We start from the raw sequence: 22,668 nt of genomic DNA, 5'->3' as shown, positions 1-22,668 counted from the left end.
CGTTGTACGACCCGACGCGCTGATCAACGCTAGTGACTTTGTGTGACCTTGGCCGGGTGAACGAACCAACTCAACTCCCGTACTTCCGCGAGGCGTTCTACCGGCGCGAACGCCGTGCCGTGCCGCTCGTACGGCAGTTCGTCCGTGAGGCTCTCGTCGACTGGACGTGCGATGCCCGCGCCGACGACGTATTGCTCTGCGTGAGCGAACTCGCCACCAACGCCGTGCTGCACGGTGTCCCGCCCGGTCGCGGTTTCCGCATCCATCTCTGTCTGGAGCCGGCCGACGGTGTCCTGCGGGTCGAGGTCCACGACAGCGGCGACGGGGAGGTGCGCCCCGTCGTCGCGGACCCGGCTCCCGACGCGGAGGGCGGGCGCGGGCTGCTGCTGGTGGCGGCGCTCGCCGACAAGTGGGGGGTGGGGGAGCGGGACCCCGGCAAGGTGGTGTGGTGCGAGTTCAAGGTGCGCGGGGCGGCCCCGTGTCCCGGGCCGGACGGAATCGTTAACGGAAACGTACTTCTGGGAAATGTGATTCCGTAAGCCAGCACGAAAGTGGTCGTTCCTCATGGCCGGGAAACCCCGCAATCTCGCGAAGCCGTCCGACATGTTCGACCGGGACTGGGAGTGGAGCGAGCTCACTGCGTTCGCCGCCGACCCTGGCCCCGAGGCGACACTCGGCGTCGTGTCGGGGCGGAGGCGGCAGGGAAAGTCATTCCTCCTCGACTCGCTCGCCCGGGCTGCGGGTGGCTTCTACTTCTGCGCGTACGAGGCCACGGAGGCGGAGTCGCTGCGCCGGTTCGGGGAGGAGCTGGGCCAGTACACAGGGGCGGCCGGGCCGCTGCGTTTCGACCGGTGGGAGCAGTGCGTCGATGCACTGCTCGCGCTGGGACGGGAGAAGCCGGTGCCGGTGGTGATCGACGAGTTTCCCTACCTCGCGCGCGCCACCCCGTCCCTTCCCTCCATTGTTCAGGTTGCCTACGGCCCGCGCCGCCCCGAGCGGCTGGAGTCCCGTACCAGGCTGCTCCTGTGCGGCAGCTCGCTCTCGTTCATGGGCGGACTGCTCGGCGGCACCTCGCCGCTCCGGGGCAGGGCGAGCCTTGAACTCATCGTCCAGCCGCTCGACTTCCGGCAGGCAGCCAGCTTCTGGGGCATCGACGATCCCCGGCTCGCACTTCTCGTGCACAGCGTGGTGGGCGGCACCCCCGCGTACCGCCGCGAGTTCGTACGCGACGATGTCCCTGCCGGGCTCGACGACTTCGACGCCTGGGTGTGCCGCACGGCCCTGTCACCGCGCTCGCCTCTCTACCGGGAGGCGCGATACCTGCTGGCCGACGAATCCGATCTGCGGGACCGGGCGCTTTACCACTCCGTGCTTGCCGCACTGGCCTCGGGAAATGCGACGGCAGGCGGGATCGCGGGCTGCCTGGGGCGACCGGCGGGCGACATCACGCATCCGCTCACGGTGCTCCAGGACTGCGGCCTCGTACGCCGTGAAGTGGACGCCTTCCGCAAGAACCGGAGTGTCTACCGCATCGGTGAACCACTGATCGCGTTCGATCATGTCGTCTCCCGGACCAAGCTTGCCCTGCTCGACCGGGGACTGGCGGAGCAGGTCTGGGAAAACTCCCGTGCCCGGTTCCTGTCGGCGGTGGTCGGGCCGCACTTCGAGCAGATCTGCCGGGAGTGGGTGGCGCACTTCGCAGCCCCGGAGACCTTCGGCGGCATGCCGATCGACGTCTCGTACGGGACGGTCGCCGACCCGGCGGCCCGCACCAGTCACGAAGTCGACGTGGTCGTGCGCGGGGCCGTCGGACAGGACAACGGGGTATTGCTCTCCCTGGGGGAGGCCAAGTGGGACCAGGTCATGGGGGAGGGGCATCTGGAGCGCCTGCGGCACATCACGGAACTGCTTGCGGGACGAGGGATCGACACCTCCGCCGTACGGCCGGCCTGCTACAGCGGCGCCGGGTTCACCGACGGCCTGTGGAACGCGCAGGCCAACGGCGAGGTCGTCCTCGTGGATCTGCGGCGGCTATACGCGGCGGAGTGAATGCCGGGGGCGCTCCGGACACCGCACGGGTCCGTGAAGCGACGTCAGCCAACGGACGCACACCGTCCACTTGGATTCACGCATCACGGTCGTTGGACCGTGAGCCGGCCGCCGGTGCTGTCCTGCTGACCAGCATCCCTGGGAGTGGGAAGTCCACAGTGGCTGCTGCGCTGACCGGCCGGCTCGGGATGTCGGCCCATTTTGAGGTGGACGCACTCCAGCAGATGATCGTCAGCGGTGGGCAATGGCCCTCGTCGGCCGAAAACGCGGAAGCCGACCGGCAGATCTTCCTGCGGGCTCGCAACGCGTGCCTTCTGGCGGACAGCTTCGCGCGGGCGAGTTTCATCCCCGTGGTCGACGATGTTGTGGTCCGCCATGCCCACCTTCGTGTTCCACTTTCGACACAAGCCCTGGGTCGGTGGGGTCTACCGGTTCCGGTCGCGTGTGGGCTATCTCTGGAACGGCGGCCCCGGACGGGGTCGCTTCCATGGACGTGGAAGGAGCCCTGCTATGGCCGACTGGTACGTGGACGACCGTTGCACCAACTGTGACGTGGCCCGACAGTTCGCACCCGAACTGATCGGCGAGGAGAACGGAACGTCACGGATCCTGCGGCAGCCGGAGGACGAGGCGGAGACCCGGCGCTTACACGCTGCCGTCTTCGCCTGCCACACCCGCTCGATCCGCCCCGCGTCGGGGCAGCCGGATCCCGCGCTCGACCCGTTCCCGATGGCGCTGGACGACGGCGTGCTCGTATGCGGGCACAATTCCCGGCGCACCGCCGGTGCCAACTCCTACCTGCTCCGGCGTCCCTCCGGCACCGTCATGATGATCGACACCCCGCGCTGGAGCCCCGGACTGGCCGACCGGTACGCGGCGTCGGGTGCCGTCACCGATGTGCTGCTCACCCACCGCGATCACGCCGCGCACGGGCGCCGCTACGCCGACCACTACGGCGCCCGGCTGTGGATTCACGAAGGCGACCTCGACGCGGCACCGGACGCGGACCGGGTGATCCGGGGGCTCGACCCCGTGGAGATCGGCGAGGGCGTGACCGCCCATCCGCTGCCCGGCCACACCCGGGGCAGCGTGCTCTACCTCGCGGACGACCGGTACTGCTTCAGCGGCGACAGCTTCTACTGGTCGCGGACGACCGGTGATCTCGAAGTCGTGGAGAGCGTGACCTGGTACTCCATCGAGGAGTTGGCCGCCTCCCTGGCGCGGACGGCCGGGCACCTGCGGTTCGAGTGGGTGCTGCCCGGCCACGGCGACCGGCAGCGCCGGGACGCCGACGAGATGTCCCGGCGGCTGCGCGCACTGGCGGAACGCGCGGCGCTCCTGCGGCCTCAGCCGGTCGACCTCACCGCCATCCGCTGGTGAGGAGGCACCGTCAGGCCCCGGCCGTCGGGCGCGCCGCTCTGCGGCTCTTGCGGTAGGCGCGTGGGGTGGTGCCCGTCAGCCGGGAGAAGTGGTGGCGCAGACTGGCCGGCGAGGTGAAGCCGCACAGGGCCGCCACCTGCTCCACGCCCTGGTCGGTGTCCGCCAGCAGTTCGCGGGCCCGCTCCAGCCTCCGGCGCAGCAGGTACTGGGGCGGGGTGGTGCCGGTCTGTGCGTGGAAGCGGCGGTTGAGGCTGCTGACGCTGATCCCGGCGTGTGCGGCGAGGTCCGCCGGGGTCAGCGGGAGGTGCAGGCGGGCCTCCAGCCAGCGCAGCGTCGGTTCGATGCCCGCGCTCTCCGTGAGTTCGCGGTCGATGCACTCCTGGACGCGGTCGCCGTGGCTCAGGAGCGGGGTGAGGAGTTCCCGGGACGTCTCGCCGGCCACCCGCTCGCCGTGGTCCTGGGCCAGCAGGCGCAGGCAGACGTCCATGCTGCCGAAGATCCCGGCCGAGGTGAGGAACCGGCCGTCGGTCACGACCGTGCCGATCGGATCGACCTCGATACGAGGGTGGAGGCGGGCCAGTTCCTCGGCGTACCGCCAGCCGGTCGTGGCGCGGCGTGCGTCGAGGAGGCCGGTGGCCGCGAGGGTGAAGACTCCTGAGCCGATCGCGCCGATGCGGCAGCCGCGTGCGGCCGCGGCCCGGAGCGCCGCGAGCACCGCGGGCGTGGGCTCGTCGCGGGGGCCGTCGCCGTCCTGGCCGGGGATCAGGACGACGTCCGCGTCGGTGAGACCGTCGAGCCCCCACGGGACGGAGATCTGGAGCGGTGCGGGCGCCCCCAGGGCGGTGAGGCCGGGAGCGGCGCAGAGCCGCACCTCGTACTCGACGCCGGGGTGGTTGGTCGTCGCTGTCCCGAAGACCAGCCCGGGGGTGGTCAGCTGGTGTCCGGGGAGCCTGTCGGGCACAAGAACGGCGATAACGGACATATGCAGAATCTATCCGAAGGTGGGGGACGGGGGACGGGGGACGGGGGCGTCTGGGGCGGTCGGGGCGTACCCGGGCGGGCCCAAGGAGCCTTGGCCCGCCCGGGTACGTGTCGCGTCAGCGGTGCGCGTGGATGGTCTTGTCGATCCACGTGGAGTACGCGGGAACGTTGGTGTACATGCCGGGGCCGGTGCCGCAGGTCGGGTCGGTGTCGCCGTCGCCCGACGTGGCGCCGACCAGTTCCCAGCGTCCGTCCCGGCCGCGCTGGATCTGCGGGCCGCCGGAGTTGCCGAAGCAGGCCATGGCGCCCGGCGTTTTGCTGATGGTGCAGATCCGGGTCTCGTCGGCGTGGCCGGGCGAGCACTCGTTCACGGCGCCGATGCGGGTGTCCAGTTGCTGGAGCTTGTCCGGGAACACCGCCTTGGAGAGGTCGTTCGTGTCGACGACGGTGCCGAAGCCGAGCAGGCGCGTCGGGGTGCCGGGTTCGCCCACCGACTTGGCGATGCGGATGGGCTTCTTTGAGACGGGGCGGTCCAGCTCCACGAGTGCGATGTCGTTCCTGCCGGACTCGATGTCGTAGGCGGGGTGGGTGACGGTCCGCTTGATGTGGCGCACGGTGCCGCCGGACTCGCGGTCGTGGGAACCGATGCGGACGATGCCGTCCATCGTCTCCGGGGTGATGACGCAGTGGGCTGCCGTCACCAGCCAGCGCGAGGTGACCAGCGTGGCGCCGCACTGGCCGTGCACCGGGCCGGCCCACTGCGGGAGCGTGGCCATGAACGGGTAACGCTGCGTGGCCTCCTGCCCGTTGATGATGGCGTTGGCGCTGCCGGACATCGCCGTGACGCAGGCCGTCGCGGCGAGGGCGACGGTGGCGAACCGCCCCGCACGGAGGGAGCGGGACGTGCGGGACCGGGACGGGCCGACGGACGGCGAACTGCGTGTGAACACGGCTGGATTCCTTCGGTCCGACGCGCGTCGCGCGCGTGGTGGATGTGCGAACCGGCTGCCGGGCGACATCTCGCCTGCGGTGCCGCGCCACACCCATCCTGCGGACCGGGCCCGTGCGGAAAAAGCGGTCCTGATGTCACCCTCGGCTAAATTCTGGACATGCCAGTGATCGCCGTCCTCGCGCTTGACGGGGTGCCGGGCCATGAACTCACCGGGCCCGGAATGTGCTTCGGCACCGCCGCCCGGCACCACCCGCATGTCGCGTACGAGCTGCGGTACTGCACCGCTCCCGGTTTCCGCGGGACCGGCTCCCCGGCGCCCTTCGCCTTGGACACGCCCTGGGGGCTGGAAGGGCTGGCGGACGCCGACACCGTACTGCTGCCCGGCCACGCCGGTTTCCGCGACGAGCCGGACCCGGGGGTCACCGACGCCCTGCGGGCCGCCGCGGACCGGGGAGCCCGTATCGGCGCGTTCGGCACCGGGACGTTCACCCTCGCCGCCACCGGGCTCCTCGACGGACGCCGGGCGGCCACCGGGCGACAGTACGCGGCGGAGCTGGCGCGGCGTCATCCCCTGACCGACGTCGATCCGGAGGGGGCCGTCGTGGACGCGGACCCGTTCCACAGCGCGGCCGGAGTGCTCGGCGGCCTCGATCTCTGCCTGCACCTGATCACCCTGGACCACGGCACACCGGTCGCCATCGAGACGGAGCGGCAGGTCTTCCTGCAGCTCCACGCGCCCGCCGACGCCGAGGACGCCACGGGGCCGGCACCCTGCCACCGGGCCGGCCCGCACTCCCTCGGGCCCACGATCCGGTGGATGGAGGCCCACCTCGACCGCCCGCTGACGCTGAACGACATCGCCGATCACGCGGGGCTCACCGTGCGCGGCCTGAACCGGCGCTTCCGGACCGAGACCGGGCTCACCCCGCTCCAGTACCTGCTGCGCGCCCGCGTCCAGGCGGCGCAGCGGCTGCTGGAGCGCGGGGACGAGCCGGTGGAGCGCATCGCCGCACGCACCGGCTTCGGCACACCCGCCAACCTGCGCCACCACTTCCGGCACCACACGGGCACCGGCCCGCGCGTCTACCGCACCGCATTCCGCTCCATGGTGGCCGCCCTGACCTGGGCGGAAGGCAAGCAGGCCGGACCGGCCGAAGCCGGACCGGCCGACAGCGCCGACGACCGCTCCGGCTGATCTCGCGTACCCGGCAGGACACGTACCGTCCACTTGGACTTACGCAAAGCGGTTGTTGGACTGGAGGGTTCCCAGCAGCCACACGTCGTTGACGCTGTCCGGTCACGGGGACTACGCAGAGCACATGTCGCGAAGATTCACTTCGGCGGGCGCTGTCGCCGCCGCCTCAGCCGCCGTCCTGGCGCTGGTGGGGACCGCACTCCCCGCCACCGCCGCCTCCTCCGCTCCCTCACCCGCCGCAGTCGAGTCGGCCGTGCCGGCGGACGCCACCGTCATCCGGTCCGCGCAGCTCGCCGTCGCCGTCGCCGACGACTTCCCGCGCGTCCTGGCGTACACCGACAGGGCCGGCGGTGACCAACTGCTCGGCAGTACACGGCCGGTCACCGCCGTCACCCTCAACGGCACCGCGCACCCCGTGAAGCTCAAGGGCGCCCCCGTGGTCACCGCTTCCGCCGCCCGCTACACGCTGACCTTCACCGATCTGCCCGGCATCGAGATCGACGCCTCGCTCTCCGTCTCCGGCCGCGCCACCACCTTTGAGGTGACGGCCGTCCGCGACACCGAGGCATTCCGCGTCGGCACCATCGACATCCCCGGCCACGACCTCGTCTCCGTCGGCTCCACGGACACCGGCGGTGCCACCGCCTTCACCCGGCTGGACAACGACTCGACGAAGACCGCCGACGTCTTTGCCGCGGTGGCCCCGGACACCGCCGCCGAGCAGGCGCCGGTCGGTGCCTCGTACGCGATCGTCAACACCGGCTCCCTCGCCGCGGCCGTCGAGTCCAACTCCTCGTACGACAAGCCCTCCGGAGCCACCGGCGGCGACGACGCCCGGTTCTGGCACCAGGCCCGCAAGGCCGACGACGGCAGCGTCCGGGTCGGTGTCTGGTCCGGGCAGTGGACCTACCGCGGTGACGGGGCGCCGAAGCCGGAGAACGGGGACAACCTCCCCTGGGCGAAGGTCGTCGTCACGCCCGACGCCAACGGCGACCAGAAGGTCGACTGGCAGGACGGTGCCGTCGCGTTCCGCTCCATCGGTGTCAAGGCGCCCGGCAGCGAGGACACCCCGGACCGGGTCATCACCCACATCCCGTTCAACTTCGCCAGCCAGGCCACGCACCCCTTCCTGCGCACTCTCGACGACGTCAAGCGGATCTCGCTCGCCACCGACGGCCTCGGACAGATGGCGCTCCTCAAGGGGTACGCCTCCGAGGGCCACGACTCCGCCCACCCCGACTACGGCGGCGACTACAACAAGCGTGCCGGCGGGCTCAAGGACCTCAACGAGCTGCTGAGGGACGGCAAGAAGTGGGGCGCCACCTTTGGTGTCCACGTCAACGCCACGGAGGCGTACCCGGAGGCCAGGGCCTTCGACGAGAAGCTCGTCGACAAGACCAGACCCGGCTGGAACTGGCTCGGCCAGAGCTACTACATCGACCAGCGCCGCGACATCAACAGCGGCGACCTGGCCAAGCGCTTCCAGCAGTTGCGCGACGAGACGGACCGCAATCTGAGCTTCCTCTACATCGACGTCTACTACACGCACGGCTGGATCGCGGACAAGACCCTCCAGGCCGTGCAGAAGCAGGGCTGGAACGTCGGCACCGAGTGGGCCGACAAGTTCGAGCGCGGCTCGCTCTGGTCGCACTGGGCCAATGACCTCGACTACGGCGGCGCCACCAACAAGGGCCTCAACTCGAAGATCATCCGGTTCATCCGCAACGACGAGAAGGACGTCTGGAACAACGACCCGGTCCTCGGCCAGACCGCCATCGAGGAGTTCGAGGGCTGGACCAACGAGACCGACTGGAACGCCTTCTACGACAACATCTGGCAGCGCGACCTGCCCGCGAAGTATCTCCAGCAGCAGAAGATCACCCGCTGGGACGGCAACGACATCACCTTCACCGGCGGCGTCCGGGGCACGGTCGAGGACGGCAGGCGGACCTTCTACGACCACGGCCGCAAGGTGCTGAGCGGCACCGGCTACCTGCTGCCGTGGGACGGCGGCAAGAAGCTGTACCACTACAGCGAGTCCGGCGGCACGAGCAGCTGGGCGGTGCCGTCCACGAGCGCGTACACCGTCTACGAGCTCACCGACAACGGCCGGGTCAGAACCGGTACGGTCAAGCCCGTCGACGGGAAGATCACGCTGACGGCCACCGCCGGACAGCCGTACGTCCTCTACCCGGACCACGCGCCGAAGGCCGCCGACCCCCGGTGGGGCGAGGGCGCCCCGGTCGACGACCCCGGCTTCAACGACGTCGGGCTCGACGCCTGGTCGAAGACCGGAACGGTCGTCCGCGACACCGACGGACAGGGCCGCAACAGCGCCAGGCTCTCCGGCACCGGCACGGCGGCACTCTCGCAGAGCATCCACGGCCTCACGCCCGGCAAGCGCTACACCGCCTCCGCGCTCATCGAGGTCCAGCCCGGGAAGACCCGGCACACGACGCTCTCGATCGGCAACAGGTCCGTCGCCGTGGACCGCTCCACCGCCGAGGACTACGTCGCCGCTTCCGACTGGCACGGCACGTACTTCCAGCGCGCCAAGGTGAACTTCACCGCCCCCGAGAACGGCCGCGCCACGTTCCGTATCGAAGTGGCCCGGGGCAGCACGGCGAGCGTCCGGGCCGATGACGTGCGTATCGTCGCCAACGCTCCGGCGACCAGGAAGAACACCGTCGTGTACGAGGACTTCGAGGACGTCGACCAGGGCTGGGGCCCCTTCCTCAAGGGCGATGCGGGCGGCTCCACCGACCCCCGGACCGTCATCTCCCAGCTGCACGCCCCGTACACCCAGGCCGGCTGGAACGGAAAGCTGATCGACGACGTGATCGGCGGCAAGGAGTCCCTCAAGGCCCACGAGGAGAACACCGGGCTCGTCTACCGCACCGCCCCCTGGACCGTGCCGATGACCGACGGCCACCGCTACAAGGTCGAGTACGACTACCAGTCCAGCCACGCCGGCGCCTACGAGTGGGTCGACGGCTACGACCGGATCACCGCCGACGGCAAGGCCGACTCGGTCGAGACCCGGACCACTCCCGTCGGGCAGCAGCGCACCACCGGGCACTTCGCCGAGACCGTCACCGCGGGCTGCGGCGACACCTGGACCGGGCTGCGCAAGCGGGGCGACGCGCCCGACGGCGCCGACTTCGTCCTCGACGCCTTCACCGTGACCGACCTCGGCCCGGCCCCGGCCGGTGAGATCGCCGCCTGCGGGACGCTGACGGTCGCCTCCGCCGCCGAGACCCTGGAGCCGGGCGCGGCCAACACCGTCAGGGCGAGCTTCACCAACGACGAGGCCACCGCCGCGACCGGTGTCGCGCTGAGCCTCACCGTCCCCGAGGGCTGGCAGGCGGAGCCCGCGGGCGCCGTCACCTTCGACTCGGTCGCGGCGGGCGCCGAGGTCACCGGCAGCTGGCGGGTCACCCCGCCGGTCGACGCCCCGTACCGGACGTACGCGCTGAGTTCGCAGGCGACCTACGCGGTCGGCGGCGAACGGCGCACGCTCGGCGCGCAGACCTCCGTACGGACCCTGCCGCCGCCGCCCACCACGGACAGCTGGGCCAGTGACCTCGACTGGACGGCCGCCGAGAACGGCTGGGGCCCCGTCGAGCGGGATCTCTCCAACGGTGAGCAGGGCAGCGGCGACGGCACCCCGCTGAAGATCGGCGGCACCGTCTACACCAAGGGCCTCGGCAGCCACGCCCCGGCGAAGATCCGCTACTACCTGGGCGGCAGGTGCACCTCCTTCACCGCGCAGGTCGGCGTGGACGACGCGCAGACCACCCGCGGCAGCGTGCAGTTCAGCGTCACGGCCGACGGCACCGAGAAGGTGAAGTCGCCGGTCCTGAAGGCGGCCGACGACGCCTGGTCGCTCACGGCGGACACCACCGGCGCCAAGTACGTCGAACTGATCGTCGGCGACGGCGGCGACGGCAACGGAAACGACCACGCGGACTGGGGTGACGCACGCTTCCACTGCGGTGGCTGAGACCACAGGATGCGGGGTGGGTGCCCCACGGCGAGCACCCACCCCGCCCTCTCGCACGCGGGCGTCGACCCACCCCGCCCCCTTTCCATGCGAGCGTCCGTCCGGCCCGCCCCCTCCCGCGCGGGCGTCCCCCTCTCACGATCCGGAGCCGCACATGCCGAACCCGTCCGAAATGTCACGCCGCACGCTGCTCGCTTTCTCGGCCGCCACCGCACTGGCGATCTCCCTCCCGGCTTCCGCGACGGCCGCGACCGCCGCCGGGGCCGACGAATTCGACGCGCTCCGGATGCGCTGGGCCGGTATCACGCTCGGCGCCGGCTTCGACGCGACCGCCGAACCCTTCGTCTCCCGCCTCGCCGAAATCGGCACGCTCGCCCGCGGGTTCCGGGCCTCGATGAGCCCGGCCGCCGGCTCGTTGTGGCCCGGCATCACCTTCGACCAGCCGTCCGGCATCACCCAGAGCTACAGCCGCCTGTGGACGATGACCCAGGCGTACGCCCAGGACGGCACCGGATCGACCGGCGACGCGGCCCTCCTCGCCGACATCCTCCGCGGCCACGACCACCTCGCCACGACCGCGTACCACGCCTCCGTCACCCCGTACGGCAACTGGTGGGAGTGGCAGATCGGCAGCCCGCGCCTCCTCATGGACATCACGTCCGTGCTGTACGAGCAGCTGGGCGCGGCCCGCGTCGAGGCATCCTGCGCCGCCGTCGACCACTTCATCCCGGATTCCGTGCTCCGCGACTACAGCGGCACCTCCACCGGCGCCAACCGCGTCGACCTGTGCCGCTCCGTCGCCCTGCGCGGCGTCGTCGGCCGGGCGCCCGCGAAGATCGCCCTGGCCAGGGACGCGCTGTCCCCCGTCTTCCCGTACGTCACCAAGGGAGACGGCCTGTACGCGGACGGGTCGTTCATCCAGCACACCACCGTCGCCTACTCCGGCACCTACGGTCAGGTCATGCTCGACGGCCTCGGCCGTCTCTTCGCCCTGCTCGCCGGATCGGCCTGGGCCGTCACCGACCCGAACCGGCAGATCATCCTGGACAGCGTCGAGCGCGCCTACGCGCCGCTGATCCACAACGGCCTGGTCATGGACAGCGTCAACGGCCGGGCCATCAGCCGCGGTTACCTGAAGAACGACGATCTGAAGGTGATGCGCAGCGACCACTTTCACGGACAGGGCATCATCGCCGGGATCGCCCTCCTCGCCTCCGGGGCATCGGCGGCCGAGCGCGACCGGTGGCACGGCATGATCAAGGGCTGGATCGCCCGCGACCGCGTCAGCCCGATCCTCACCGCCCGCCAGTTCGGCATCGCGGACCTGTCCCGGCTGCACGCGGTCCAGGCCACCGCCGTGCCCGCCGCGCCCGAACGGGTGGGCCACCACCTCTTCGCCAGTATGGCCCGCGCCGTCCACCGGCGCCCCGGCTGGGCCGCGGGCATCTCCATGTCCTCGGACCGGATCTCGTACTACGAGTGCGGCAACGGAGAGAATCCGCGCGGCTGGCACACCGGTGCCGGAATGCTCTGCTGGTGGCCGGGCGAGAAGGAGAACGACCAGTACACCGACTGGTTCTGGCCGACCGTCGACCCCTATCGCCTGCCCGGGACGACCGTCTCCACCAAGCGGCTCGCCGACCGGGCGGGCGGCGAATGGGGCGCCGCCAAACCCGCCGCGAAATGGGTCGGCGGCGCCACGGACGGCGAATTCGGCGCGGTGGGCCAGCACCTCAGGGGGCTCGGCTCGACCCTGGAGGCCCGCACGTCGTGGTTCTGCTTCGCCGACACGGTCGTCTGCCTCGGCGCCGGTATCACCAGCAGCGACCAGGTGCCCGTCGAGACGATCGTCGACAACCGCATGCTCGGCGAGGGCGGCACGGACCGGCTCACCGTCGACGACCGCACCGCTCCGCGCTGGGCCCACCTGGAGGGCCACGGCGGCTGGGTGTTCCCCGGCGGCGCCGACCTGCACACCCTGCGCGAGGACCGCACCGGCGCCTGGTCCGACATCAACACCACCAGCTCCACCGAGCGCCAAACCCGCCGCTACCAGACCCTCTGGCTCGACCACGGCACCGACCCGGTCGACGCCGGCCATGTCTACCTGCTGATGCCCGGCGCCTCCCGCCGCACCGTCACCGCCCGCGCCGCCGACCGGCAGTGGCTGACCGTGCTCGCCAACACGGCCGCCGCGCAGGCGGTCGCCGTCCGCTCGCCGGGCGTGACCGCCGCCAACTTCTGGCAGCCCGGCGCGGCCGGTCCGCTCTCCGTCACGGCCCCGGCGAGCGTGCTCGTACGGGAGGTGCGGGGCACGACGACGGTGTGCGTCAGCGGCCCCGACCGGACGGGTGCGCCGGTGGACCTCGTCTGGGAGCGGCCGGTGCGCGAGGTCGTCTCGGCGGACCCGGGCATCGAGGTGCGGTCCACCGGCCGCCGCCTGGTGCTCCGGGCCGAACCGGGAACGGAGGGACGCACCCTGCGGTGTGACGTCCGGTAGACACCGGTTGACCGGAGTATGTCCGAGGACTGGGAGCCGTGCCGGTTGCGCGCGTACCCTCATGCGCTATGGGGGAGTTGAAGGCGGACTGGCGGCTCCGGCTGCGTCGCGGTGGGCCGCACGGGCTGGTGTGCGGCGCCGGAGTGCTGCTCACCCAGGACCGGGCGCTGACCTGCTCCCATGTCGTCGGCGCGCCGGACGCCCGGATGTGGGTGGAGTTCGCCGAGAACCCCGGCATCGCCCCGGTCGGGGCACGGGTCGCCGAGGACGGCTGGCTGCCCGGCCTCGGCGCGACCCGCGAGGACATCGCCGTGCTCGCCCTGGACAGCCCGCGCCCGCAGGCCACCCCCGCGACGCTCGACCGGAGACTGGAGCGGAACGGCGAGGTGTGGATCGGCGGGTACGCGCAGAACTTCGCCGACGGCATGTGGCTGACCGGCCGGATCGGCGGGGCACACGGCGGGTGGATCCAGCTCGACGCCCGGCGCAACGAACAGGTGGTGCGGCCGGGGTTCAGCGGTGCCGCCGTCCAGGCGCGCGGTGACGGCGACGGGCGGCCGGAGCGGGTCGTCGGCATGGTGGTCAGCCGGCGCGGCGACCTGGACCTGGCGGTCCCCCGCGACAACGACCTGGCGTTCTCGTACATGGTCTCGATCGACCGGATCGCCGAACTCGTGCCGCTCGTCGCCGAGTTGAGCGGGCCGGACGGCTGGGACCCCGGCCTCGCCCGACGGCTGCGGGACTGGTTCGCCGGCGGCGAGCAGCCCGCGGTGCGCTTCAGCGTCGTGCCGCGCGGCGGCGGCCGCGAGCGGACCCTGCGCCACCAGCTGTACCGCGCCCACTTGGTCTACCGGGGCGGCCGCACCACGCCCGAGGAGTTCGTCGGGGAGCTGGTGGCGCGGCTGCGGCTGCCGCGCCACCAGCTGAGGGCCTACCGCGACTGGCTGCTGGACGGCGGCGCCCCGCCGGACCGGGCGGCGGGCGGACTCCCCGGGATCGCCGGGCCCACCCTCGCCGTGATCGGACTCGACGAGGACCGGCAGCCGCGCCGGCTGGTGTCGTTACTCGTCCGGGTGCGGACGCTCGGCTTCCGGCTGCTGGTCGTCGTCCGGGACGGCGCGGGCGACGGCGTGAGCGAGGTGGCGCGGCAGCTGCTCGTACCGGCCCTCGACGAGCGGGCGGCCTTACTCCTGGGCCGCGTGGAATCCATCGAGCGGAACTGGGCCGTGCTGAACGGCATGGTGGAATCCGCCTCGCTGGCCCCGCCGCCCCGGACCGGCTCGGCCCGCCGCCACCAACAGCTGGAGCGGCTGCGTGCGCTCGCCGACCCGAAGGAACAGCTCACCGCCCTGCGCACCCTGTCGCGCGAGCTGGAGGAGGACCTGGACCGGCACACCCGGGCCGGCCGGGCGGACGTTCCGGGGCAGCGTACCGACCGGGGACGGACGGAGCGCCGATGAGGACCGACTGCCCGCACCGCCGGTTTACCGGAGCCCCCTGCGGCGGCGCCGTACAGCCCACCGGCTACTGCGACACCTGCGGCCGCTCCAGGAACGGCCCCGGACTCCCGCCGCTGCCCACCGACCCGGAGAAGTACGGCCCCGCCGGCCTGCTGGAACTGCCCCCGCTCGAACCGAGCGGCCCCGACCAGCGGCTGGACGCCGCCACCTCGCAGGTACGCGTCCTGATGAGCTGCTCGGCCAAGTCCTGCGCCACCTACTTCATCCCCCCGTACACCGCCGCCCCGCCCCCGGACACCGGCCACTGCCCCAAGTGCGGTGCCCCGTACGCCTACCGGCCCGAACTCACCGAGGACGGGCCGCTGCTCCAGGACCAGTACCGGATCCGCGGCCCCATCGCCCACGGCGGCCAGGGCTGGGTCTACCTCGCCGAGGACACCCACCTGGAGGAGTACGTCGCCGTGAAGGGACTCCTCAACCGTTACGCGGAACGGGGCGCCGCCCAGGCCGACGAGGAGCGCCGCAGCCTCGTCGCCATCCGCCACGAACGCATCGTCCGCATCCGGGACTTCATCAGCACCCGCGGAGAGGACGGCACGGTCTCCGGCGGCTACATCGTGATGGACGACGTCGGCGACCGTACGCTCTCCGCGGTCGTCGAATCGACCCGGCAGGGCACCTTCGTCCTCGACATCGAGCACGTCATCACCTACGGCTGCCAGATCCTCGAAGCCCTCGCCCATCTGCACGGCATGGGATTCCTGTACGGGGACATGAAGCCGTCCAATGTGGTCCACCGGCACGACGGCATCAAGGTCATCGACCTCGGCGGGGTGCGCAAGAGCGGGGCCACCGAACCACCCCCCGTGATCACCCGCGGATTCGCGGCACCCGAGACGGACAGCGGCAGACCGCTGACCGTCGCCCACGACATCCACACCGTCGGGACGACCCTGGCCGAACTCGCCGGCTGGGCGGTCGGCGACGACGTGCCCGGCCTCGGCATCAGCTCCTTCCGGCTGGTCGTGGAACGCGCCACGGCCCGCGACCCGGAACGCCGGTTCGCCGCCGCCGACGAGATGGCCGGCCAGCTCCGCGGCGTGCTGCGCGAGATCCGGGCGCTGCGCGGGAAACGGGACCAGCCCGAGCCCTCCGCCCACTTCACCCCGTCCACCGAACTGCTCGGCGCGCGGCTGGGCTCCGTACCCGACTACACGCACTGGCTGCGCCGCCCCCTCTACCGCCGCCACGAGCCGCCCGACGCCCCGGCCCTGGACTCCGGGCTGCCCACCCCCACCGAGATCGCCCGGCGGCTGCCGGTGCCGAGGCCCTACCCGGGAGACCCGGCGGCCGCCCGGTTCCTGGTCAGCAGCTACGACCCCGGCCGGCCGCTGACCCAGCCCGCCGAGGGGGAACGGTCGGTGGAGATCTGTCTGCACAACGCCCGCCTGCTGCTCGGCCAGGAGGACGCGGAAGCGCTGGCCGGGGCGCGCCGGCAGGTCCAGGAGGCGAACGCCATACCGGGCCCCGGCCCGGTGCGGCAGTGGCGGCTCAGCTGGCACTGGGGGCTCGTCGCGCTGCGCAGCGCCGATGTACTGGACGACCGGCGGCAGATGCTGGAGGCCGCCCTGAAGCACTTCGCGGCCGTCCACCGCGCGCTGTCCGGCGAGTACGCGGCGAAACTGGCGCTCGCGTACGTCGCGGAACAGCTCGGCCCGGACCTCCCGGCCGGGGTGGCCCCGTCGGCGTACGAACTCTTCCGGGCCGTGCACGCCCGCAACCCCTCGCACGTCGGTGCCGCGCTGGGACTGGCCAGGCTGGCCCTGGCACGCGGCGACCGGGAAGCGGCGGCCGGGGTCCTGGACCGGGTGCCCGACGAGTCGCGGGACCACGCCGTCGCCCGCGTGGCCGCACTGCGCATCCGGGCGGCGCGGCTCGCGACGGGGGAGCGGCCGCTGCCCGGGCCGCGGGAGATCGACGCCAGTCTCGCCGCGGTCCCGCTCCGCGCGGGCGGCCCGGACCCGGCCTCCGCGGTGTCGGGCGACGAAGCGGCACGGCTGCTGCGCACCGAACTCTTCGAGTGGAAGCTCGACGTCGTCCGGGCCGCCGCCCCCGGCGCACGGCGCGGCCGGCAGTGGCGCGGGCTGCCCCCGCCACCGGTCCCCGGGGAACGGGCCGTACGCGAGGAACTGGAGCAGTGCTACCGCTGGCTGGCCCGGCAGCGCCAGAATCCCGCCGAGTACGAGCGGCTGATCGATCTCTCGCACGCGGTCCGCCCGCAGACCCGCTTCTGAACCCGAACCCGACGCCGCAACCCTGGAGGCAGCTCAATGGGCCGCACCGCTCCCTCGCCCGGCCTCGAACCCGGTCTGCTCGTCGAGGTCCCCGAGAAGCACCCGCCGGGCCGCGACGTCAGGATCGAAGCCCACGTGAGGATCGAGACGGTCGCCGTCGGCCCCCGGGACGCGATTCCCGCCGCCGAACTCGCCCTCGTCATCGCGGTGGACGTCGCCGCGTCGCGGCGCGCCACGGCCGTCGCCGCGCTCGCCGACACCGTGGGCGCGCTGGCCGACGGAATCTCCTACACGGTGCTGGGCGGCGAAGCCTCCCGGTGCTACCCCCTGCACGGCCGGTGGGCGACCGCCGATGCGGACGACCGGCGCCGCGCCGCGTTCAGCGTCGGCCGGATCGCCGCGGCCCCCGCCGGGCGCCGTCCGGCCGGATACACCCGCTGGCTGGCCGAGGCGCGCGAACGGTTCGCCGAGAGCGCCCTCCCGGTACGGCATCTGGTGCTGATCACCGACGGGAGCGGCCGCGGCGAGGGGGACGACGCCTACCGCGAGGACAGCGCGCTGCGCACCGAACTCGCCCGCTGCGAAGGAGAGTTCACCGCGGACGTGCTGGCCGTGGGGGAGTCCTGGGACCCGGCACCGCTGCTCGCCGTCGCCGAGCGGCTGCACGGCGACGCCGCGTACGCACCCGATGCGTTCGCCCCCGCCGTCGACGCGGCCGTCCGCCGACTGCGCCGGATCCGCAGCCCCGCGCTTCCCGTCACGGTCACCGTACGTCCGGCGGTCCGCGAGGTGACCCTCACCGAGACCGCCCCACGCCAGCAGCGGCTCGACCCGGCCGGCGGCGGGGACGATCCGCGCCGGCTGGAGTTCCTCACCCATCAGTGGAAGCCGGAGGCCCGTGACTACCTCCTCTCCCTCCGGGTGGACGCGGACAACGACCCCCTCGGGGTGCCGCTCCAGCTCGCCACCGTCACCGTCGGCGACATCACCGAACCGGTCGTGATCCGCTGGCTGTCCGCGGGAGCCGCGGCGGCCACGGCGGGGCACTCCGGCGGCGCGGACCGGAGCGTCCACGCCATGAACGCCTCCACCGAGATAAGGACCGCCCTCAGGCGCGCGTACGACGCCCTCGACCTGGAGCGGCGCGGGGAGGCCGAGGAACAGTTCGGACGCGCGGTGCGGCTGGCCGCCGGGATCGGTGCCACCTGGGTTCCGGCCGAGGTCCGCAACATCGCCGAGATCGTCGACGAGCGGGAGGGGCGGGTCAGGATCGGGCCGACCGTCGACCGGGGCACCGTCCGCCGGGGGCGGCTGAGCATCGCCTCCGCCCACCTGGTGGAACCGCCCGACGGCCCGGCCGGGGCCACGGCCCGCTGCCCGCAGTGCGATCACCCGGCCGGCCACGCCGCCCAGTTCTGCATCGCCTGCGGGAGGCGGCTGTGATGCCCGGCCCGACCCGGTGGATCCGGGCGCTGCGGACCCGCCGCTTTGACGGGTCACGGACCCGGCGGCTCCTGGAGCGGCATCTGACCGCGATGCTCGCGGCCGCCCTGGTCTCGGTGAGCGTCCTGCTCGTCTCGTACCGCGAAGTACAGATCTCGGCGGGCGAGATGCGCACCCGTGGCGCGCCCGCCGTACAGGGGGTGGCCGCCACCCAGCTCGCCCTGCTGCGCGCCCACCAGGAGGCCCGGCACTCCGTCGACCAGGACATCGACAACGTGGTCGGGGCCGGTGCGCGGTACGAGAACCAGCTCTCCGCCGCCGCCCAGGGTCTCTCCCGGCTCAACGACGTACAGATCGACGGGGACCGCGGCCGCGGGGTGCTCGAAACCGTCAACGGCCTGCTGACCTCGTACAGCAGCTCCATCACCCCCGGCGCGGTGAAGTACGTGTCGGACGACCGGATGCAGCGCGAGAAGTTCGCCGAGGCCAGGACGATCCTCAGCCGCGACGGCACCGGTGTGGTGCCCCGCCTCGACGTCCTCCAGAAACACCAGATGGAACGGATCGACCACGTCAGCTCCCTGGGCACCCTCCAGCGGACCGGCTGGGCGATCGCCGAGCTCGCCCTGCTGGTCATGGCGCTGATCACACTGTCCGCGCTCCGGGTGCTGCGCCGCCGCTGCGGGCGCAGCCTCGACCCCTGGCTGCTGACCGCGCTGCTGGCCACGGTGGCGCTGGCCGTGTTCCCGCTGTGGGCGACCACCCTCACCCAGCACCGGCTGAGCACGGCCCACACCGGTCTCGTCGGCATCGAGCAACGGGCCCGCGGCCACCACGACCTGGCCGGGTCCCAGCAGTACGTCACCGACGAATCGGCGGGTGTGCGCGCCCATCTGGCCGCCCGGACATGGCAGAGCTGGACCTACTACGGGGCGCTGGGCGGTTCCGCGCTGATCGTCCTGCTGCCCGCCGTCGGTATCGGAAGGCGCCTCAACGCCGACTACTGGAGGGCCGGATGATCCCGCGCACCCGCGCGCTCCTGCTCGTGGTGGCCCTGGTCCTGGCCGCGGCGGGCTGCGGGCTCGCCGCCCCGGGCGGCAGCGACGAACAGCCGAAGGTGACGATCCTCGGCCCCTGGACCGACAGCCAGGAGAACCAGTTCAAGGACGTCCTGGACGGGCTCGGCATCCCCTACACCTATCAGGGCACCGCCGCGACCCGGGAAGTCCTGCTCGCCGAGGTGCAGGCGGGCAACCCGCCCGACATCGCGATCCTGCCGGGCGTCGGGGAACTCGTCGAGTACGCCGCCGAGAAACGGCTGCGCTCCCTGCGCGGGCTGTACGAGCCGGAGGAGTACGGCAAGCCCTGGCAGCCCGAGGCGCGGGGCGTCGCCGACGACCTGTGGGTGCCGCTCAAGGCCGACCTCAAGAGCATCGTCTGGTACCGCAAGGACCGGCCCCCGCCCTCCTCCCCCGCGCCGCTGGCCTCCTGGTGCATCGGCATGGGCGACGACGGCGCCTCCGGCTGGGCGGGCAGCGACTGGATCGAGGACCTGATACTGCAGAGCGCGGGGCCGGTGCTGTACGAACGATGGGCGACCGGGGACATCGCATGGACGGACGCCCCGGTGGCCGACGCCTGGACCAGATGGGCCGGGCTGCTGGCCCAGGATCCGGCGGCCGCCGAGCGAGCCCTGCTCTCCGACCACCGGGGCGGTCCCGGTGGCCACGGGCTGCTCTTCGGCGGCGGCTGTGATCTGGAACACCAGGGCTCGTTCGCCCGTTCGTTCTACGGGGACCTGAAGGAGCGCGCCGCCTTCACGGACTCCGCGCGGCTGCTGCCCGGCGGCCCTTCGCTGAAGGGCCGGGAGGTGTCCGCCGACTTCGCCGCCCTGTTCGGCAGGTCCGTACAGGCCCGCGAGCTGCTCAGGCGGCTCACCTCGCGCAAGGCCCAGGCGGAGTGGGGCCGCAAGGCCGGGGTATTCTCCCCGAACTCCGCCGTGCACGCCAAGAACGGAGCGGTCGAGAAGCAGATCAGCAGCCGGCTCACCGACCACCGGGTGCCCCTCTGCCTGGACGCCTCCGACGTCATGCCGGCCGCCGTGCGGGACGCGTTCTACGAGGCGGTGCTGCTGACGATCGCTCACCCCGATGACCCGGTGCGGCCGCGTCTGGCGGCCATCCAGAAGGTGCAGGACGCCCAGCCGAGGGTGCAGGACGCCCAACCGGAGGACACCCCGAGGCTGACAAGAGTGTGCAGCAGACCACAGTGAGCCTTTGTCGGTCCCCTACAAAGACGGACCCGCGGAGGCTGGTACTTCGACTGCATGGAGCCGAACTTCTGTCAGGCTCCACCAGGAAACGGGTCAGGAGACTGTACGGAGTCGACGGCAGGATTTACTTGCCGGGCTTCGTAGGGTCGACACATGACCGTTGTGGACGAAACCCCGGGCGAGCCGAGCGACACCCGTGGCCGTGTGGCCGAACTGCTGGCACTGCGCGAGCAGGCCCGCCGCGGACCGAGTGACCGGGCGACCGAGGCGCAGCACGCCAAGGGCAAGCTGACGGCGCGTGAGCGCATCGAGCTGCTGGTCGACCCGGGGTCGTTCAAGGAGGTCGAGCAGCTGCGCCGGCACCGGGCGACCGGCTTCGGCCTGGAGGCGAAGAAGCCGTACACCGACGGTGTCATCACCGGCTGGGGCACGGTCGACGGCCGTACGGTCTTCCTCTACGCGCACGACTTCCGGATCTTCGGCGGCGCCCTGGGCGAGGCGCACGCCACCAAGATCCACAAGATCATGGACATGGCCATCTCGGCCGGCGCCCCGCTGGTCTCGCTGAACGACGGCGCGGGCGCCCGTATCCAGGAGGGCGTCAGCGCACTCGCCGGATACGGCGGCATCTTCCAGCGCAACACCCGGGCCTCCGGAGTCATCCCGCAGATCAGCGTGATGCTCGGCCCCTGCGCGGGCGGCGCGGCCTACTCCCCGGCGCTCACCGACTTCGTGTTCATGGTGCGCGACACCTCCCAGATGTTCATCACCGGACCGGACGTCGTGAAGGCGGTCACCGGCGAGGAGATCACCCAGAACGGCCTCGGCGGCGCCGACGTGCACGCCGAGACCTCGGGCGTCGCGCACTTCGCGTACGACGACGAGGAGACCTGCATCGCCGAGGTCCGCTACCTGATCGGGATGCTGCCGTCCAACAACCGGGAGAACCCGCCCACCGTGGCGAGCGACGACCCGGCCGACCGGCGCGGCGACGTCCTGCTGGACCTGGTCCCGGCCGACGGCAACCGCCCGTACGACATGCACAAGGTCATCGAGGAGCTCGTCGACGACGGCGACTACCTGGAGATCCACGAGCGCTGGGCCCGCAACATCATCTGCGCCCTGGCCCGCCTGGACGGCCAGGTCGTGGGCATCGTCGCCAACCAGCCGCAGTCCCTCGCCGGTGTCCTGGACATCGAGGCGTCGGAGAAGGCGGCCCGGTTCGTCCAGATGTGTGATGCATTCAACATTCCCATCATCACTCTTTTGGACGTACCCGGCTTTCTGCCCGGGGTCGACCAGGAGCACGGTGGAATCATTCGACACGGTGCGAAGCTGCTCTACGCGTACTGCAACGCCACCGTGCCGAGGATCTCGCTGATCCTGCGCAAGGCCTACGGCGGTGCGTACATCGTGATGGACAGCCAGTCCATCGGTGCCGACCTGACGTACGCCTGGCCGACCAACGAGATCGCGGTGATGGGCGCCGAAGGCGCGGCGAACGTCATCTTCCGTCGGCAGATCGCCGACGCCGAGGACCCGGAAGCCATGCGGACCCGCATGGTCAAGGAGTACAAGGCCGAACTGATGCACCCGTACTACGCCGCCGAGCGCGGCCTGGTCGACGACGTCATCGACCCTGCCGAGACCCGCGAGGTGCTGATCGCCTCGCTCGCCATGCTCCGGACCAAGCACGCCGACCTGCCGTCCCGCAAGCACGGCAACCCCCCGCAGTAGTCCGCGGCCCTCGCAGCGCCCCTGCCGGACCCGCGAAGACCTGCCGAGAAGACGGAGAAACCACCCATGAGCACAGCCGCCGAGTCCGTGCTGCGTGTCGAGAAGGGTCTTGCCGACCCCGAGGAGCTGGCCGCCATAACCGCGGTCCTGCTCGCCCGCGCAGCCGCCCAGCCCGCCGCGACCCCTGCCCACCGCGGACGCAGCACCGCCGGCTGGCGCCGCCTGGAACGCACCCCGGGCTTCCGCGCCCCGCACTCCTGGCAGGGCTGACGGACACCCGCAGCGCGTGAGGCCCCGCACTCCTTCAGGATGCTGTTGGTTTATTCGGGGCCCGTCTGCTTCGCTCCGTCGATCTGGCGATCGGCGGAGCGAAGTGCTGCGAAGTGGCTGGTTCGGGTGCGG

At 72.0% G+C, this 22,668-nt stretch carries 15 protein-coding genes and 1 pseudogene; 14 read left to right on the top strand and 2 right to left on the bottom strand.

Annotated elements, in window-relative coordinates:
- Positions 1-56: 56 nt before the first annotated feature.
- The 4 genes and pseudogenes from ACF08M_RS27860 to ACF08M_RS27845 all read left to right on the top strand — a co-directional run bounded on the left by ACF08M_RS27860 (position 57) and on the right by ACF08M_RS27845 (position 3,429).
- Positions 57-539 carry an ATP-binding protein gene (locus ACF08M_RS27860; protein ID WP_392188009.1) on the top strand — a complete coding sequence of 161 codons (483 nt, stop codon included), beginning with the start codon at positions 57-59 and terminating at the stop codon, positions 537-539.
- 25 nt (positions 540-564) lie between these two features.
- Positions 565-2,049, top strand: coding sequence for an ATP-binding protein (locus tag ACF08M_RS27855; protein WP_392188008.1), 1,485 nt, complete (start codon positions 565-567; stop codon positions 2,047-2,049).
- A 92-nt stretch (positions 2,050-2,141) separates the two neighbouring features.
- A pseudogene (locus ACF08M_RS27850) lies at positions 2,142-2,435 on the top strand (phosphotransferase); the annotation flags it as partial.
- Positions 2,436-2,559: 124 nt separating this feature from the next.
- Positions 2,560-3,429, top strand: a complete 870-nt coding sequence (locus ACF08M_RS27845; protein ID WP_392188007.1) for an MBL fold metallo-hydrolase — start codon at positions 2,560-2,562, stop codon at positions 3,427-3,429.
- A 10-nt stretch (positions 3,430-3,439) separates the two neighbouring features.
- Here the strand turns inward: ACF08M_RS27845 and ACF08M_RS27840 are convergent, their stop codons facing one another.
- Entirely contained in the window at positions 3,440-4,411 is a 972-nt protein-coding gene (locus tag ACF08M_RS27840; protein ID WP_392188006.1) for a GlxA family transcriptional regulator, read from the bottom strand.
- A 115-nt stretch (positions 4,412-4,526) separates the two neighbouring features.
- Positions 4,527-5,360 (bottom strand): S1 family peptidase, encoded by an 834-nt coding sequence (locus ACF08M_RS27835; RefSeq protein ID WP_392188005.1) that lies wholly within the window; start codon positions 5,358-5,360, stop codon positions 4,527-4,529.
- A 159-nt stretch (positions 5,361-5,519) separates the two neighbouring features.
- On the opposite strand from ACF08M_RS27835, the gene ACF08M_RS27830 reads away from it, so the two are divergent.
- From ACF08M_RS27830 to ACF08M_RS27785, 10 genes are all read left to right on the top strand, one after another.
- Positions 5,520-6,557 carry a GlxA family transcriptional regulator gene (locus ACF08M_RS27830; protein ID WP_392188004.1) on the top strand — a complete coding sequence of 346 codons (1,038 nt, stop codon included), beginning with the start codon at positions 5,520-5,522 and terminating at the stop codon, positions 6,555-6,557.
- Between the two features lie 124 nt (positions 6,558-6,681).
- Entirely contained in the window at positions 6,682-10,560 is a 3,879-nt protein-coding gene (locus ACF08M_RS27825) for an endo-alpha-N-acetylgalactosaminidase family protein (protein WP_392188003.1), read from the top strand.
- Positions 10,561-10,714: 154 nt separating this feature from the next.
- The gene (locus ACF08M_RS27820; RefSeq protein ID WP_392188002.1) at positions 10,715-13,060 is read left to right on the top strand and encodes a polysaccharide lyase 8 family protein; all 2,346 of its coding nucleotides are present in this window, start codon (positions 10,715-10,717) and stop codon (positions 13,058-13,060) included.
- A gap of 68 nt (positions 13,061-13,128) precedes the next feature.
- Entirely contained in the window at positions 13,129-14,520 is a 1,392-nt protein-coding gene (locus ACF08M_RS27815) for a serine protease (RefSeq protein ID WP_392188001.1), read from the top strand.
- A complete protein-coding gene (locus ACF08M_RS27810) occupies positions 14,517-16,814 on the top strand; it encodes a tetratricopeptide repeat protein (RefSeq protein WP_392188000.1) in 2,298 nt (765 codons plus the stop codon). Before ACF08M_RS27815 ends, ACF08M_RS27810 begins: the two co-directional genes overlap by 4 nt.
- A 36-nt stretch (positions 16,815-16,850) precedes the next feature.
- On the top strand, positions 16,851-18,257 hold the full coding sequence (locus ACF08M_RS27805) for a hypothetical protein (protein WP_392187999.1): 1,407 nt from the start codon (positions 16,851-16,853) through the stop codon (positions 18,255-18,257).
- Positions 18,257-19,276 (top strand): hypothetical protein, encoded by a 1,020-nt coding sequence (locus tag ACF08M_RS27800; RefSeq protein WP_392187998.1) that lies wholly within the window; start codon positions 18,257-18,259, stop codon positions 19,274-19,276. The genes ACF08M_RS27805 and ACF08M_RS27800 overlap by 1 nt, the downstream gene beginning before the upstream one ends.
- On the top strand, positions 19,273-20,529 hold the full coding sequence (locus ACF08M_RS27795; protein WP_392187997.1) for a carbohydrate ABC transporter substrate-binding protein: 1,257 nt from the start codon (positions 19,273-19,275) through the stop codon (positions 20,527-20,529). Before ACF08M_RS27800 ends, ACF08M_RS27795 begins: the two co-directional genes overlap by 4 nt.
- Positions 20,530-20,682: 153 nt before the next feature.
- A complete protein-coding gene (locus ACF08M_RS27790; RefSeq protein ID WP_392187996.1) occupies positions 20,683-22,266 on the top strand; it encodes an acyl-CoA carboxylase subunit beta in 1,584 nt (527 codons plus the stop codon).
- A gap of 66 nt (positions 22,267-22,332) precedes the next feature.
- Positions 22,333-22,536, top strand: coding sequence for an acyl-CoA carboxylase subunit epsilon (locus tag ACF08M_RS27785; RefSeq protein WP_093897832.1), 204 nt, complete (start codon positions 22,333-22,335; stop codon positions 22,534-22,536).
- The last annotated feature ends 132 nt before the right edge of the window (positions 22,537-22,668 follow it).

Source organism: Streptomyces sp. NPDC015032 (genome assembly GCF_043080425.1).
Taxonomy (GTDB): domain Bacteria; phylum Actinomycetota; class Actinomycetes; order Streptomycetales; family Streptomycetaceae; genus Streptomyces.
This window is presented reverse-complemented; position numbering and strand designations above follow the sequence as displayed.

Bases quoted from the DNA above. Each gene is read 5' to 3' on its own strand.
- ACF08M_RS27855 (WP_392188008.1), top strand. From the start codon at position 565: ATGGCCGGGAAACCCCGCAATCTCGCGAAGCCGTCCGACATGTTCGAC.
- ACF08M_RS27845 (WP_392188007.1), top strand. From the start codon at position 2,560: ATGGCCGACTGGTACGTGGACGACCGTTGCACCAACTGTGACGTGGCC.
- ACF08M_RS27840 (WP_392188006.1), bottom strand. From the start codon at position 4,411: ATGTCCGTTATCGCCGTTCTTGTGCCCGACAGGCTCCCCGGACACCAG.
- ACF08M_RS27830 (WP_392188004.1), top strand. From the start codon at position 5,520: ATGCCAGTGATCGCCGTCCTCGCGCTTGACGGGGTGCCGGGCCATGAA.
- ACF08M_RS27825 (WP_392188003.1), top strand. From the start codon at position 6,682: ATGTCGCGAAGATTCACTTCGGCGGGCGCTGTCGCCGCCGCCTCAGCC.
- ACF08M_RS27820 (WP_392188002.1), top strand. From the start codon at position 10,715: ATGCCGAACCCGTCCGAAATGTCACGCCGCACGCTGCTCGCTTTCTCG.
- ACF08M_RS27815 (WP_392188001.1), top strand. From the start codon at position 13,129: ATGGGGGAGTTGAAGGCGGACTGGCGGCTCCGGCTGCGTCGCGGTGGG.
- ACF08M_RS27810 (WP_392188000.1), top strand. From the start codon at position 14,517: ATGAGGACCGACTGCCCGCACCGCCGGTTTACCGGAGCCCCCTGCGGC.
- ACF08M_RS27805 (WP_392187999.1), top strand. From the start codon at position 16,851: ATGGGCCGCACCGCTCCCTCGCCCGGCCTCGAACCCGGTCTGCTCGTC.
- ACF08M_RS27800 (WP_392187998.1), top strand. From the start codon at position 18,257: ATGCCCGGCCCGACCCGGTGGATCCGGGCGCTGCGGACCCGCCGCTTT.
- ACF08M_RS27795 (WP_392187997.1), top strand. From the start codon at position 19,273: ATGATCCCGCGCACCCGCGCGCTCCTGCTCGTGGTGGCCCTGGTCCTG.
- ACF08M_RS27790 (WP_392187996.1), top strand. From the start codon at position 20,683: ATGACCGTTGTGGACGAAACCCCGGGCGAGCCGAGCGACACCCGTGGC.
- ACF08M_RS27785 (WP_093897832.1), top strand. From the start codon at position 22,333: ATGAGCACAGCCGCCGAGTCCGTGCTGCGTGTCGAGAAGGGTCTTGCC.